Source organism: Streptomyces monashensis, assembly GCF_001866665.1.
GTDB classification, from domain to species: domain Bacteria; phylum Actinomycetota; class Actinomycetes; order Streptomycetales; family Streptomycetaceae; genus Streptomyces; species Streptomyces monashensis.
The window spans coordinates 1-15,043 of the sequence record NZ_MLYO01000030.1 but is presented as its reverse complement, the minus strand read 5'-3'; the positions used below and the strand labels follow the sequence as shown (position 1 = coordinate 15,043).

Genomic DNA, 15,043 nt, shown 5'->3' with positions numbered 1-15,043 from the left:
TACGCCTTCCAGCGACAGCACTACTGGCTGGAATCCGCCCCCGGCGGCAGGACGGACGCCCGCGGCAGCGGTCTGCTGCCCAGCGAACACCACTGGATAGCCGCCGAGTTGGCACTGGCCGACGGTGCCGGTCACCTGCTGTCCGGACGCCTCGCGCTGACCGAGCACTCCTGGCTGCGCGACCACGCCGTCCTCGGCTCCGTGCTCGTGCCCGGCACCGGCCTGCTCGAGCTCGCGCTCACCGCCGCCCGCGCCGTCGGGGCCGCCCGCGTCGGCGAACTCACCCTCGCCCAGCCGCTCATCCTCACGGCGGACACCCCGGTGCGCCTCCAGGTGAGGGTCGGCGCGCCCGACGACGGACGCCGGACGGTCGGGATCTACAGCCAGCCCGAGTCGGCCGTGGAACCGGGCTCCTGGACCCTGCACGCGACCGGCGAACTCGCCGACGACGAGCAGGACATGCCGGCCGAGGTCGCCGCCGGGCTGCGCGACTGGCCGGTGGCGGACGCACAGCCGCTCCCGCTCGAGGACTTCTACGCGACACTGCGCGGCCAAGGCCTGGAGTACGGTCCCGCCTTCCAGGGACTGACAGAACTGTGGCGCAGCGGCAGCACGGCGTACGGCACGGTCCGCCTGCCCGCGGGCCTCACGGCCGACGGGTTCGGCATCCACCCGGCGCTCCTCGACGCGGCCCTGCACACGCTCGCCGCAGTGGACACCGGGGAGCGGCCCGAGGGCACGGTGCTGCTGCCGTTCGCCTGGACCGACGTCGCTCTGCACGCGACGGGCGGGACCGAGCTGCGGGTCCGTGTCGACGTGGCGGAGTCCGCGGGCGATGGCCCAGGCGGCCGGAAGGTGACGGTGCTCGTCACCGACCCGGCGGGTGAACCGGTGCTGCGCGCGGCCGCCCTGGAGATCCAGCAGGCGCAGGCGGCACAGCTGCGAGGCACCCTGCCGTCGGCTGCCGACCACCTCTACCGCGTCGACTTCCAGCCCGTGGAGGTGCCTGACGACGCGGCCGGCCTCGCGGGCACCGTGGTGCTCGGGGACGCGGACACGGTGGCACAGGCCCTGAACGTTCCCCGGTACGGCGCGCTCGACGAGCTCCTCGCCGACGGGGACGGCCCCCGCCGGATCGTCGTCGACGCAACGACACCCCCGGCCACGGGCAGCACGGGGGAGCGGGCGCGGACGGCGGCGCTCGACGTGCTTCCGCTGCTTCAGCGGCTGCTGTCCGAGCCGCGCATCGAGGACACCGAGCTGGTCTGGGTGACCCGCGACGCGGTCGCCGCCCGCCCCGAGGACACGGTGACGGAGCTCGCCAACTCCCCGCTGTGGGGCCTGATCAGGGCGGTGCGCGGGGAGCACCCGGACCGCTCGGTGCGTCTCGTCGACCTGGACGGCGTGGAGCCGGCGGCCGGACCGCTGGCCGGTGCGCTCTCCCTCGCCGACGAGCCCGAGCTGGCCCTGCGCGGCACCGCGGCCTACGCGCCGCGCCTGGTGCGCGCAGCGAAGGAACAGGCCAAGGGCGGCTCCCCGCTCACACCGCCCCCGGGCGGGCGGCCCTGGCACCTGGACATCGCGGAGAAGGGCAGCATCGACAGCCTCCGCCTCGTCCCGGTCGACGACACCGAGCCGCTCGGCGAGCACGAGGTGCGCGTCGAGGTACGCGCTGCCGGAATGAACTTCCGCGACGTGCTCAATGCCCTCGGCATGGTGGAAACCCCCAAGCTGGGCCTGGAGTTCGCCGGTGTCGTGACGCAGACCGGCCCGGGTGTGCGGCACCTGCGGCCCGGTGACCGGGCCATGGGCCTCGCGCTCGGCGCCTTCGGAACGCAGGTACGCGGCGACGGGCACCTGATGGCGAGGCTGCCCGACGCGCTGACCTTCGAGGAGGGGGCGACGATCCCGCTCGCCTTCCTCACCGCGTACTACGCGTTCACCGAGCTCGGTTCGCTCGCGGCCGGCGAGAAGGTGCTCGTGCACGCCGGAGCCGGTGGCGTGGGCATGGCGGCCGTACAGCTGGCCCGGCACCTGGGGGCCGAGGTGTACACCACCGCGTCGCCGGCCAAGTGGCCCGTACTGCGCGGGCTCGGGATCCCCGACGAGCGCATCGCCTCCTCGCGCGACACGGCGTTCGCCGAAGCCTGGCTGACTGCCACCGACGGCGCCGGCGTCGACGTGGTTCTGAACTCGCTGGCCGGGGAGCTCACCGACGCCTCGCTGCGGCTGCTGCCGCGCGGCGGCCGGTTCCTGGAGATGGGCAAGACCGACGTGCGTGACCCGGCGGTGGTCGCCGGGGCGTACCCCGGCGTCACGTACAGCGCCTTCGACCTGATGTCGCTCGCGCCCGAGCATCTGCACCGGATGCTCACCGAGCTCACCACCCTCCTCGACCGCGGTGCGATCGAGCCGCTGCCGTACCTCTCGTACGACGTGCGGGAGGCCCCGAACGCCTTCCGGTACATGGCGCAGGGCCGACACACCGGCAAGATCGTGCTCACCGCCCCGCGCGCCCTCGACCCGGACGGCACGGTGCTCGTCACCGGTGGCACAGGTGAGCTGGGCCGCCTGGTCGCCCACCATCTGGTCGCCGAACACGGCGTCCGGCACCTGGTGCTGACATCACGTCAGGGACCGGGCGCGCCAGGAACCGAGGAGCTCACCGCGCAGTTGGAGGCGGCGGGCGCGCAGTCCGTGCGCGTCGTCGCCTGCGACGTGGCCGACCCCGAGCAGGCCGCCGCTGCCGTGGCCGAGGCCGACGGCATCCGCCCCCTGACCGGGGTGCTGCACCTCGCGGCGGTGATCGACGACGGTGTCGTACGCAACCAGACACCCGAGCGCTTCGCACGCGTCCTCGACCCGAAGCTGCGGGGCGCCTGGCACCTGCACGAGCTCACCAAGGACCGGCACCTGTCCGCGTTCGTGCTCTTCTCGTCCGCGGCGGGTACCTTCGGCTCGCCCGGACAGGGCAACTACGGCGCCGCCAACGTCTTCCTGGACGCCCTGGCCGCGCACCGGCGCCGCCGCGGTCTGGCCGCCGTCAGTCTCGGCTGGGGCCTGTGGGACCAGGGCGGTGCGGGTATGACCGGGCACCTGGGCGAGGCCGAGCTGGCCCGGATGCGCCGCCAGGGCGCCCGGCCGATCGGCGCTGCCGAGGGGCTGGCCCTGCTCGACGCCGCGCTGGACCGCCCCGAGCCGCACCTGGTGCCCGCCAAGCTCGACCTGGTGCACCTCCAGCGGGCGGCGGTGGAACAACTGCCCGCACTGCTACGGACGTTGGTGCGTCCGAAGCCCAAGCAGGCGGGGCAGTCCGCCGCGCAGGACCCGGAGTTCCGTGACCGCCTCGCCGCGCTGAGCGCCGAGGAGCGGGAGGTCTCGCTGCGCACCTTCGTGCAGCAGGAGGTCACCGCGGTGCTCGGCCTGTCCGCCGACGTCCCCATGGACAAGCCGATGCGGGAGTTCGGCTGGGACTCGCTGATGGCCGTCGAGCTCAGGAACCGTATCGCCAGGTACACCCGGATCAGCGTGCCGAGCACCCTCGCGTTCGACTATCCGACACCGCGGGCGATCGCCGGCTTCCTGCACGAGCAGCTGTCCTTCGACGTGGCGGACCAGGCCGATGTGCCGCCCGCCGACCCGGCGCGCGCCGCGCAGTGGGCGCTGGCCCGCGTCAGCGCCGAACAGCTGCGCAGCAGCGGCCTGTTGGAGCGGCTCCTCGTCCTCGCGCAGCCGGAGCGGGCGGGCGCGCAGAGCGCCGGCGCCGACGCTCTCCAGGCCGCCGGGGACCTGTCCGAAGAGGAGATGGACCAGGCGCTCGACGCCGTACTCGGGGGTCTGTGACCGGGGCGGGACGCGGTCGGCCCGCCCGGACCCGTGGCGTCCGCTACAGACGCGCTCGAGTGCGGGTCCAGGACCGGTCGGGAAGGTGGGAGTGACGAGATCCGTCCGTGGCGCGGCCTCGGACCGAGGAGCACGATGTGCCCAAGGTCCGGGGTCCGCACCGCTTCGCGAGCGGTAGCCCGTCACTGCGGCGGCCCGCCCGGACCGGCACCCGGCCGGCCGGGGTGAGCGCCACGGCCCGGCGATCGACGGGACGCGCGGCGCTTCGGCACCGCAGCCCCGCCGTACACCTCGGACCCGCCGTGCCACCCCCCACGATCCACACAGGAGTTGATCTAGTGACAGACACACCACAGCTCGGCCGGGCGCGTTGGGTAGCCCTGGGGGTCCTGGGCATCGCGTCCTTCCTCGACGGCCTCGACACGAACATCGTCACGGTCGCCCTGCCCAGCATCCAGCGCAACATGGAGATCAGTTTCTCCACCGCACAGTGGACCCTGGCCGGTTACGCGCTCGCCTTCTCGATGTTCCTGATCACCGGAGGACGGCTGGGGGACATCTTCGGGGCGAAGCGGGTGTTCATGACGGGTGTCGGGCTGTTCACCGCGTCGTCCGCCCTGTGCGGCCTCGCGGTGAACCCGGAGATGCTGGTGGCGGGCCGCTTCGCGCAGGGTCTCATGGCCGCGCTCATGCTTCCCCAGGTCATGGCCGTCATCGTCAGGACGTTCGACCAGAAGGAGTGGGCACTGGCGGCGGGCCTGGTGGGCGGGCTGCTCAGCCTGGGCAGCATCGGCGGGCCGCTGCTGGGCGGCCTGCTCACCGACCTCGACCTGATGGGTCTCGGCTGGCGGCCGGTGTTCTTCGTCAACGTGCCGATCGGCCTCCTGGCACTGCTCGTCGGTGCCCGTGCGCTGCCCTCGTTCCGGGCCGACGAGCGTCCGCGTCTCGACATGCCCGGTGTGCTCCTGCTCGCTGGTGCGTCGCTGGCGCTGATGTTCCCGCTCGTGCAGGGGCGCGAACACGGCTGGCCCGGCTGGATGTTCGTGGTGATGGCCGCCGCGGTGCCGCTGCTCGGCGGGTTCGTCGTCCAGGAGCGGCGACGGCACAGGGCGGACGGCTCGGCGCTCGTGCCGCCCACGCTGTTCCGCCAACGGTCCTTCTCCGCCGGCCTGGCGGTGTCGCTGCTCGCCTTCACCGGCATCACGTCGTTCTCCTTCGTGCTGACCTACTACCTGCAGTTCGGTCTGGGCTGGTCGGTGGGCGAGACGGCGTTCGCCATCGCGGCGTGGCCGCTCGGCATCGTCGCCACGTTCCAGCTGGGCTGGCGCTTCGGTGCCACCCGGGGCCGGCAGTTCGTCGCGGCCGGAGCGCTGGTCATGGCGTTGAGCGCGCTGGCCGTGATCGTCGCCGTGCATGCCAAGGGCGCGGATCTGAGCTGGCCGTACGTGGCGGGCGCGGCCTTCCTCATGGGCGTCGGCATGGGTCTGAGCACCCCGATCCTCGCCACGACCGTGCTCGGCGACCTGCCACCCGCGGATGCGGGCGCGGGATCCGGTGTGGTCAACGCGATGACGCAGTTCGGCTCCGCGACGGGCATCGCCGTCGTGGGGGCGATCTTCTTCGGGATGGTGGGCACCGGAGCCGGGGCAGCCGGCGCGTCCCGGGTCAGTGACTTCGGTGACGGAGTCCAGACGACGCTCTGGTACAACGTGGCGGCCTTCGTACTGACCGCGGCCCTCACCCCGCTGCTGCCCCGCAGCAAGCCGGCGGCCGCGACCGACGGGAGCGAGGATCCGGGCCGGACGAACGACGACGGAGCGTCCGGTGAACTCGTCGCGGACGGTCTCGTCCCCGACGCCGCCTAGGCGAATTCCATTCCCGAGGAGAACAAGGAGGCTCGTATGACGGAGAAGCCCGAGGAAACTCCCGACGAGAACGCGGACCGCGAGAAATTCCGTGAGGCGCTGGAGCGCAAGGCCCAGGAGTCGCACGCGAGGAAGGCGCACGAGGAGGGCCGTCTCAAGGTCAGGAACATGAGCGGGCCAGCCGGTAAGAAGCGTTACTTCCGCCGTAAGACCGGGTGATCGAGAACCGCGTGAAAAGTCTGTGGCACCCTCCGGTATCCGGAGGGTGCCACAGCCGTTTACGGGCGGGACGTGCGAGGCCGGTCCGTGGACGGTGGTTCGAGAACTCTTCGACCAGGTCTCGAGCGTTCCGCGTCAAGGTCGGACGCACGGGCGCGCACGGAGTGCCCCATCCGCCGATGAGGGAGCTGACCGCCGCCGCCATGACCACCATCGCCGAGATCACCCAGCGCCCCGCCGGGGGAAAGGGCGGGCAGGAAGCGGACGCCCTGGCACGCGCCGCACGGCTCGAGGCGCTCCTCGGCGACCCCTACGACCCCGCCAATCCGCACGGTCTGCGCGCCCTGTTCGCCGCCGACGCCCGGCGTGAACCACCCGCCGTCACCGAGGCGCTGCTCACGGAGGAAGGCCTCGGTGCCGAGTTCGTGCCCGTCGCGCACGGCGGCCGGCTCACCCGTGCCGACCTGCTGGCCCGCGTCCTGCGTCCCGTCTTCCGGCGCGATGTCGCCCTCGGCTTCGGCTACGGCATCATCTCGCTGTTCGCCACCGGCGCCGTCTGGGCCGCCGGCAGCGCACGCCAGCGCCAGGACGTCGCCGACCTGCTGCTCACCGGCCGGCGGGCGACGATCCTGCACCACGAGCTGGCGCACGCCAACGCGATCCTGCGCGACGAGTTCACCGCTCGCACCGCCCCCGGTGGCTATCGGCTCAGCGGACGCAAGGACGTCATCATCAACGCGCGCCGCGCCGACCTGCAGGTCGCCTACGTCCGTACCGACGCCGCCCGCGGACCTCGCAGCCACTCCGTGCTGCTTCTGGATCCCGCCGGACAGCGGCCGGAGCACGCGCACCACCTGCCCCGGGTCCGGACCCCGGGCATGCGCGGGGCGCTGTTCAGCGGCCTGGAGTTCACCGACTGTCCCGTTCCGGGGGACGCGCTGGTCGGTGCCGCCGGCGAGGGAGTGTCCCTCGCCCTGCGCACGTTCCAGGTCAACCGCAGCCTGATCTGCGGTGTCGTCACCGCGTCCGCCGGCACGGTGCTGCACTCCGCCGTACGGGCCGCCTCCGAAGGCCGCAGCGGGCCCCTCGCCAAGCGCTGGCACAAGCCCCTCGCGGGCGTCTTCGCCGACCTGCTGGCCTGCGACGCCATGGCCACCGTCGTCCTGCGGGCGCTGAGCCTGCTGCCCGCGGGTGCCCATCTCTTCGCCGCCGCTGTGAAATACGTGGTGCCGGAGCTGCTGCGCGAGGACCTGGAGGAGCTCGCCACGGTCCTCGGCGCGCGCGGCTACGACCACGAGAGCCCCGAGTACGGGGCGCTCGACAAACTCGCACGCGACCTGCCCGTCGCCGGTCTCGGCCATGCCGGCAGCGCCTCCTGCCAGGCCGTGCTCGTGCCCCAGCTGCGCGGTCTCGCCGAGCGGTCCTGGTTCGCCGAGGACGAGCCGCCGCCCGAACTGTTCCGCAGCGGTGCCGAACTGCCCGACCTGGACTACCGGGTACTGGGCATCGCGGGTGGCGGGGACTTCATGGCCGCCTCACTCGTCGGCTGTGCCACCCGGCTCGCCGCGTCCCGCGGCGTCGGCGGACACATCGCCGCGCTCGCCGCGCTCGCCGAGGCGTTCGTCACCGAACTGCGCGCCCTCCAGGAGCGGTGCCGCTCCCTGCCGACACCCGGGACCGCGCTCACCGATCCCGCCGTGGCCGTCCTCAGCGACCGCTACAGCCGTGTCGTCGGCGCCGCCGCGATCCTCGGCATCTGGGAGGGCCAGGACGGCGGCGCCCCGTTCCTCGCCGACCCGGCCTGGGCCGTGCTGGCCCTGTCCCGGCTCGGCGAGCGGCTCGGCATCCCGGTGCCCGACCTGCCCGAGGGCTGTCAGGAACAGGTTGTCGACGAACTCGTCCGCCGCTACCGGGACGGCCGCAGCTGCGACCTCGACGCGGTCGCGTACGCGCTGTGACACCCCCGGCCCACCGCGGCCGGCCCGCCCAAGACGTCACCGACACCTTCGAGAAGGCAGGGACATTGACGACCAACCGGTTCCCCGGCGCCGAGCGCATCGGTGCGCCGGTCCACGTCAGCGGACCGGACGCGCCCTGGCACCGCGTGCGGGAGTCCATGGACCGCTACGGCAACGCGGTCGTCCACACCACCTGGGGCGAGTGGCTCACCACCGCCGTCGCCGACCCCGCGCTGCGCCCCCTGCTCGGCCGCGACTGGCAGCGCTACCGCCGCACCGGCGACCCCACGCTCCGCTACCGCTTCGTCGCCTCCCGGCTCGCCACCAAGTTCACCGCCGCGGCCGCCCTGCGGGTCGACCCGGTCGAGATCGACCTCGCCTACAAGATCGGCGGACGGCCGTATCTGCGCGGCCTCGACCAGATCGACGTGAGCCTGACCCACACCGACGACCTGATCGCCGTGGGCATCAGCCGTGAGGGCCGCATCGGTGTCGACGCCGAACCCGTCGACCGACGCATGTCCTACGACCTGCTGCAGAGCCATGTGCTCACGCCTGCCGAGCGCATCGAACTCGAAGCCCTCGGCGAGGCCGAGCGCCCCGCGGAGATGCTGCGCCTGTGGACCCTGAAGGAGGCCTACACCAAGGCGCTCGGCCAGGGCCTGCGGCTGGGTTTCACCGAGTTCGGCTTCGGCGTCGGCAGCGGCGAACTGCTCGCCCCCGACGGCAGGCCCGCCGCCCACGGCGAATGGGCCTTCGTCACGCGGCGCGTCCTCGGCCGCTATCTCCTCAGCGTGGCCAGTCACGACGCGGGCCTGGGCAGCGCGCGCGACACCGCGGCGGCCACCATGCTCGACGAGGGCTTCATGGGAGCCGTCACGGAACTCCTCGACTGACGTGCCCGGCCCGCCCGCAGCCGTCGCCCCACCTGTGACACAGGGAGGTTCGAGGCCCGCTCGAGGAATCGGACCCGTCCTCACCTGCACTCCTAGGGTACGAGGGCGACAGATGCGCCTGCGAGGACGAGGAGGCCGCCATGGCTGAGCCCGGCGATGCCCCGTGGCACGCGCCGCGTCGGGGTCGCCATGAGCCGTCCGGACCCCGCTCGCGCGGCACCGTGCCGGGCAGACCCGTTCGCCGACGCCGGGACCACCGCCGTGTCAGCGCCGTGTCAGGCCTTTATGGGTGGGTCTTCGCATACTCGTTCCGCACCCGGACAGAGGGGAGGGAGGGGGATCCCGCATGCGTGCGCAACGGCCGTACCCGGCTGCGTGCACCTGCGTGCCCCGAAGACGATGACCGCTGACCACTCCTCGCACGCCGTGCCCGACGAGCCGATCACCGTCGTCGTCGACCTCGGAGGAACTCCCGACGAAGCGCCCGTCCTCGAACTGCGCGGTCCGCTCGACGCCCGGCGGCTCCAGGCCGCCCTGGACCGCATCGACCGCATCGCGGCCCGCCCGCCCGAGGCCGGGGGCCGGCACCACAGCCTCCAGCGGCACGGGCCGGGCCATCACACACTACGGCTCAGCGCGGACGCCCCCGCCGGGCTCCTCGCCGACCTGCTCACGCACGCCTCGTCGGCCGGCCCGCTCGTACGCAGGATCGAACCGAGCCCGCTGCAGCGCGAGTTGATCGCGGACGCCGACGCCCGCTCCGGCGCCGGCCGCCACTGCGAACAGCTCGCCTTCGTCTGGCACGGGCCGTTCGACCACGAGCGCTTCACCGCCGCCTGGGCGTCCGTCTTCGCGCACGAGACCGTGCTGCGCGCCGCCTTCGAGGAGGGGCCCGAGCCGCACATCGTGCTGCACGAACGGGTCGTCCCCGAGGTCGTACGGCTGCCGCACGGCGGCGCCGACTGGTCGGCGCTCGTCGAGGCGGACCGGCGTCGCGGCCTGGACCCGCACCGGCCGGGTCCGCTGCGCATCACCGTCCTCGGCGGCGCGGCCCACTCGCTGGAGGCCGCCGAGCCCACGCGCGTCCTGCTCACCTTCCACCACGGCCTGCTCGACTCCTACAGCGTGCGGCTGCTGCTGCACGAGTTCTACCGCGCCTATCTGGCCGACGGCACCCTGCCCGGCGGCGAACGGCGCCCCGACATCGGCGACTACACACACTGGGTCGCCGCGCAGGACACCGCGGCCGCACGGGAGTTCTGGCGCGGCTGCCCGCTCACGCCCGCCACCGCACTGCCGGTCACCGGCACCGGCAGCGGAACCGGCCACACGCGCGCCCGGCTCACCCCGCGGCAGGCCGATCGCCTCGTCGCGTGGGCGGCGAACTGGGGCGTACCCGAGAGCAGCGTGCTCCACGCGGTGTGGGCCATGCTGCTGTACCGGGCGGCAGAGGCCACCGGCCCCACGGCCGTCGGCTTCAGCAGCACGGTCTCCGGACGCGGCATCCTCCTCGACGGCATCGAGCGGCTGCCCGCGGCCCTGCGCAACCCGCTCCCCATGACGGTCGAGGTCGACCCGCACGCCACCGTGCCGGCGTTCCTCGCCCGGCTGCGCGACCAAGCCATCGACCTGGCCGCGTACGAGTGGGTCTCGGCCGGCCAGATCCGCTCCTGGACCGGACAGCCGGACGTGGGACACACCGGCAGTCTGCTCGTGTTCGACCACCACCCGAGCACCCCCGAGGCAATCGCCCCCCACCTCGCCGAACACGGCATTCACGTGGGCTTCCCCGAGACGCTCGGCGTCGGCACGGCGTTCCCCGTCACCCTCGTCGCCCATCACGACGACGAAGGCCTCGCCCTCACCGTCTCCTACGACCGCGGACACTTCGCCGACGCCGACGAAGTGCTCGCGCACACCGTCCTCCTGCTGCGCGAACTGCCCTGCGCCGCGGGCGAGACCACGACCGTCGGCGAGATGCTCGGACTGCTCGCCGACATCCGGCTGACCGCGCCCTCCGCGCCGCCCCGTACCACCGCGGCCCACGCCGAACCCTCGCTGGACGTACTGCGCTCCGCCCGGCGCCCCGGCGCGGGCACCGTCTGCCTCATCGGGAAACCGGGCACCTCCCGCCTCGCCCACGCCCGCGTCGCCGCCGTCTACGACGGCCCCGAAGCACTCGTCCTGCTGGGGCAGTCGCCCGAGACAGGAGCGGGACGGGACGCGGCCTTGCGCATGCTGGACGCGGTGGACGGCCCGCTCGTGTTCGGTGCCTTCTCGGGCGGCGGCGTCGCCGCGTACGAACTGGCGCAGGCCGTCGTGGCACGCGGCGGCATGCCGCCGGTGGTGGTTCTCACCGCCGCCGCGGCCTCCGCGGTCGAATTCGCCAGGACACTCGCGGCCGCCGCGCGGCGCCCCCGCTGACACCCGGGGCGCCGGGCGCATCCGCGGTCGGCGCCCTCCCGTGCCACAACTGCTCACACCACAGGAGAGACATGACGACGCGCCTGTTCACCTCGGAGTCCGTGACCGAGGGACATCCGGACAAGATCGCCGATCAGATCAGCGACGCGATCCTCGACGCGCTGCTGCGCGAGGACCCCACCTCGCGGGTGGCTGTGGAGACGCTGATCACCACCGGTCAGGTACACGTCGCGGGAGAGGTGACCACGGCCGCGTACGCGGATATTCCCGGCATCGTGCGCGAGACGGTCCTCGGTATCGGCTACGACTCGTCGACGAAGGGGTTCGACGGGGCGTCGTGCGGGGTGTCGGTGTCGATCGGCGCGCAGTCCCCGGACATCGCGCAGGGCGTGGACACGGCCTACGAGTCCCGGGTGGAGGGTGCCTCGCACGGCGACGGGGACGGGCTGGACCGGCAGGGGGCAGGCGACCAGGGGCTGATGTTCGGCTACGCGACGGACGAGACGCCGAATCTGATGCCGCTGCCGATCGACCTGGCACACCGCCTGTCCCGGCGTCTCACGGACGTGCGCAAGAACGGCACGGTGCCCTACCTGCGCCCGGACGGCAAGACCCAGGTGACCATCGAGTACCAGGGCAGCCGTCCGGTTCGCCTGGACACGGTGGTGGTCTCCTCGCAGCACGCGGCGGACATCGACCTCGACACCCTGCTCACCCCCGACGTCCGGCACCAGGTCGTGGAACCGGTTCTGACCCAACTCGCCGAGGAGGGCATCAAGTTGGCGGCCGACGACTACCGGCTGCTGGTCAATCCGACGGGCCGTTTCGAGATCGGCGGCCCGATGGGCGACGCGGGTCTCACCGGACGGAAGATCATCATCGACACGTACGGCGGCATGGCCCGGCACGGCGGCGGGGCGTTCTCCGGCAAGGACCCCTCCAAGGTGGACCGCTCGGCGGCGTACGCGATGCGCTGGGTCGCCAAGAACGTGGTGGCGGCAGGGCTCGCCACACGCTGCGAGGTGCAGGTCGCCTACGCCATCGGCAAGGCCGAACCCGTCGGCCTGTTCGTCGAGACGTTCGGGACCGCGGTGGTGGCGCAGAGCGCCATCGAGAAGGCGATCGACCAGGTCTTCGACCTGCGCCCGGCCGCGATCATCCGCGATCTGGACCTGCTGCGCCCGGTGTACCGGCAGACCGCCGCCTACGGGCACTTCGGGCGTGAGCTGCCCGGATTCACCTGGGAGCGCACCGACCGTGCCGACCAGCTCAAAGCCGCCGCGGGCCGCTGAGCGTCCGCGGCCAGGGTCGACAGGGACAGGAACGCCCATGCGCATCGCCGTGACCGGCTCCATCGCCACCGACCATCTCATGGTCTTCCCCGGCCGTATCAGCGACCAGCTGATCCCCGGCCGGCTCTCCCACGTGTCGCTCTCCTTCCTGGTCGACGACCTCGAGGTGCGCCGCGGCGGGGTCGCCGCCAACATCGCCTACGGGCTCGGCGGGCTCGGCCTCACACCCCTGCTCATCGGCGCGGTCGGCAGCGACTTCGGTGAGTACGAGGTCTGGCTGAAGGGACAGGGCGTCGACACCTCACACGTGCGGGTTTCCGACCAGCGGCAGACGGCCCGGTTCCTGTGCCTGACCGACCAGGACACCAACCAGATCGCCGCGTTCTACGCGGGCGCGATGACCGAGGCCCGCGACATCGACCTCTGGCACCTGGACCCGGCGCCCGACCTGGTCCTCGTCTCGCCCAACGACCCCGCCGCCATGCTGCGCCACACGCTCGAGTGCCGCGAACTCGCCATCCCCTTCGCGGCGGACCCCTCGCAGCAGCTCGCGCGCCTGGACCGCGACGAGGTGCGCGACCTGGTGGACGGCGCGCGCTGGCTGTTCACCAACGAGTACGAGGCGGGGCTGCTGGTGGAGCGCGCCGCCTGGAGCCACGACGAGGTCCTCCGGCGCGTCGGCACGTGGGTCACCACGCTCGGCGGCCAGGGAGCCCGCATCGAGAACGAGGGCCGCCCGGCGCTCACCGTCCCGGCCGTCGCGGACACCGGGGTCGTCGATCCCACGGGTGCGGGCGACGCGTTCCGCGCCGGCTTCCTGGCCGCGGTCGCCTGGGGCCGGTCGCAGCGGCGCGCCGCCCAACTCGGCTGCGCCGTGGCCTCGTCGGCGCTGTCCCACGTGGGTTCCCAGTCCTACGAACTCGACCCGCGACGGCTGCTCGCCGTGGTCACCGCGACGTACGGGGCCGCGGCGGGAGCCGAGCTCGGCGCACACCTGGCGGTGGCGTCGTGACGGCGAACCGGGCGACGACCCTGCGGGAAGCGTTCGCCACCCGTGTCGTGGTCGCGGACGGTGCGATGGGCACGATGCTCCAGGCTCAGGACCCGAGCCTCGCGGACTTCCGCCAACTGGAGGGCTGCAACGAGATCCTGAACGTCACACGGCCCGACATCGTGCGCGCGGTCCACGAGGCGTACTTCGCGGTGGGCGTCGACTGTGTGGAGACGAACACCTTCGGGGCGAACCACTCGGCGCTCGCGGAGTACGACATCGCCGATCGCGTCCACGAGTTGTCGCAGGCGGGGGCGCGGATCGCCCGTGAGGTGGCGGACGAGTTCGCGGCCCGCAGCGGACAGCCGCGCTGGGTGCTGGGCTCGATGGGGCCGGGCACCAAACTGCCGACGCTGGGGCACGTCGGATACGACGTCCTGCGGGACGCCTATCAGCGCAGTGCGGAGGGTCTGATCGCGGGCGGCGCGGACGCGCTGCTGGTGGAGACCAGCCAGGACCTGCTCCAGACGAAGTCCGCGTTGCTGGGCGCGCGCCGCGCGCTGGACCGGCTGGGTGCCGACCTGCCGCTGGTCTGCTCGCTGGCGTTCGAGACGACGGGGACGATGCTGCTGGGCTCCGAGATCGGTGCCGCGCTGACGACGCTGGAACCGCTGGGCATCGACATGATCGGCCTCAACTGTTCGACCGGGCCGGCCGAGATGGGCGAGCACCTGCGCTACCTCGCCCGCAACGCGCGGGTGCCGCTGATGTGCATGCCGAACGCGGGCCTGCCGGTCCTCACCAAGGACGGCGCCAGCTACCCGCTGTCCGCGCCCGAGCTGGCGGACGCGCAGGAGACGTTCGTGCGTGAGTACGGGCTGTCGCTGGTGGGCGGGTGCTGTGGTACGACGCCGGAGCATCTGCGGCAGGTGGTGGAGCGGGTGCGCGGGGTGACGCCGCCCGTGCGTGATCCGCGCCCGGAGCCGGGCGCGGCCTCCCTGTACCAGACGGTGCCGTTCCGGCAGGACACGTCGTACCTGGCGATCGGTGAGCGGACGAACGCGAACGGGTCGAAGAAGTTCCGGGAGGCGATGCTGGAGGGCCGCTGGGACGACTGTGTGGAGCTGGCGCGGGAGCAGATCCGTGAGGGTGCGCACCTGCTGGATCTGTGTGTGGACTATGTCGGCCGGGACGGTGTGGCCGACATGGAGGAGCTGGCCGGGCGGTTCGCGACGGCTTCGACGCTGCCGGTCGTGCTGGACTCCACCGAGGTCGACGTGATCCGGGCGGGTCTGGAGAAGCTGGGCGGCCGCGCGGTGATCAACTCGGTGAACTACGAGGACGGTGACGGTCCCGATTCGCGTTTCGCCCGGGTCACCCGGCTGGCGCGGGAGCACGGTGCGGCGTTGATCGCGTTGACGATCGACGAGGAGGGGCAGGCCCGTACGCCGGAGAAGAAGGTGGAGATCGCCGAGCGGCTGATCGCCGACCTGACGGGGAACTGGGGCATCCGTGAGGAGGACATCCTCATCGACACCCTGACGTTCACGATCTG

The 15,043-nt window shown here is 72.8% G+C and carries 9 protein-coding genes; all 9 read left to right on the top strand.

The window, feature by feature from the left end; genetic code table 11:
• Nucleotides 1–3,843 (top strand): SDR family NAD(P)-dependent oxidoreductase (locus tag BIV23_RS18030; RefSeq protein ID WP_143079093.1); only part of this gene is annotated, 3,843 nt, incomplete at its 5' end.
• 338 nt (nt 3,844–4,181) lie between these two features.
• Nucleotides 4,182–5,708, top strand: a complete 1,527-nt coding sequence (locus tag BIV23_RS18025; RefSeq protein WP_079173223.1) for an MFS transporter — start codon at nt 4,182–4,184, stop codon at nt 5,706–5,708.
• A gap of 36 nt (nt 5,709–5,744) precedes the next feature.
• A complete protein-coding gene (locus tag BIV23_RS18020) occupies nt 5,745–5,927 on the top strand; it encodes a DUF5302 domain-containing protein (protein WP_071381905.1) in 183 nt (60 codons plus the stop codon).
• A 179-nt stretch (nt 5,928–6,106) separates the two neighbouring features.
• Nucleotides 6,107–7,885 carry an acyl-CoA dehydrogenase family protein gene (locus tag BIV23_RS18015; protein ID WP_245790565.1) on the top strand — a complete coding sequence of 593 codons (1,779 nt, stop codon included), beginning with the start codon at nt 6,107–6,109 and terminating at the stop codon, nt 7,883–7,885.
• Nucleotides 7,886–7,950: 65 nt separating this feature from the next.
• Nucleotides 7,951–8,781 carry a 4'-phosphopantetheinyl transferase superfamily protein gene (locus BIV23_RS18010; protein ID WP_071381906.1) on the top strand — a complete coding sequence of 277 codons (831 nt, stop codon included), beginning with the start codon at nt 7,951–7,953 and terminating at the stop codon, nt 8,779–8,781.
• A 399-nt stretch (nt 8,782–9,180) separates the two neighbouring features.
• Complete coding sequence (locus BIV23_RS18005; protein ID WP_177239936.1) at nt 9,181–11,205, top strand: condensation domain-containing protein; 2,025 nt, start codon at nt 9,181–9,183, stop codon at nt 11,203–11,205.
• A 71-nt stretch (nt 11,206–11,276) separates the two neighbouring features.
• The gene (metK, locus tag BIV23_RS18000) at nt 11,277–12,497 is read left to right on the top strand and encodes a methionine adenosyltransferase (protein ID WP_071381903.1); all 1,221 of its coding nucleotides are present in this window, start codon (nt 11,277–11,279) and stop codon (nt 12,495–12,497) included.
• Nucleotides 12,498–12,534: 37 nt separating this feature from the next.
• Nucleotides 12,535–13,509, top strand: a complete 975-nt coding sequence (locus BIV23_RS17995; RefSeq protein ID WP_071381902.1) for a carbohydrate kinase family protein — start codon at nt 12,535–12,537, stop codon at nt 13,507–13,509.
• A 65-nt stretch (nt 13,510–13,574) separates the two neighbouring features.
• Nucleotides 13,575–15,043, top strand: a 1,469-nt coding sequence (locus tag BIV23_RS17990; protein ID WP_245790566.1) for a homocysteine S-methyltransferase family protein, incomplete at its 3' end; no start/stop codon positions are given.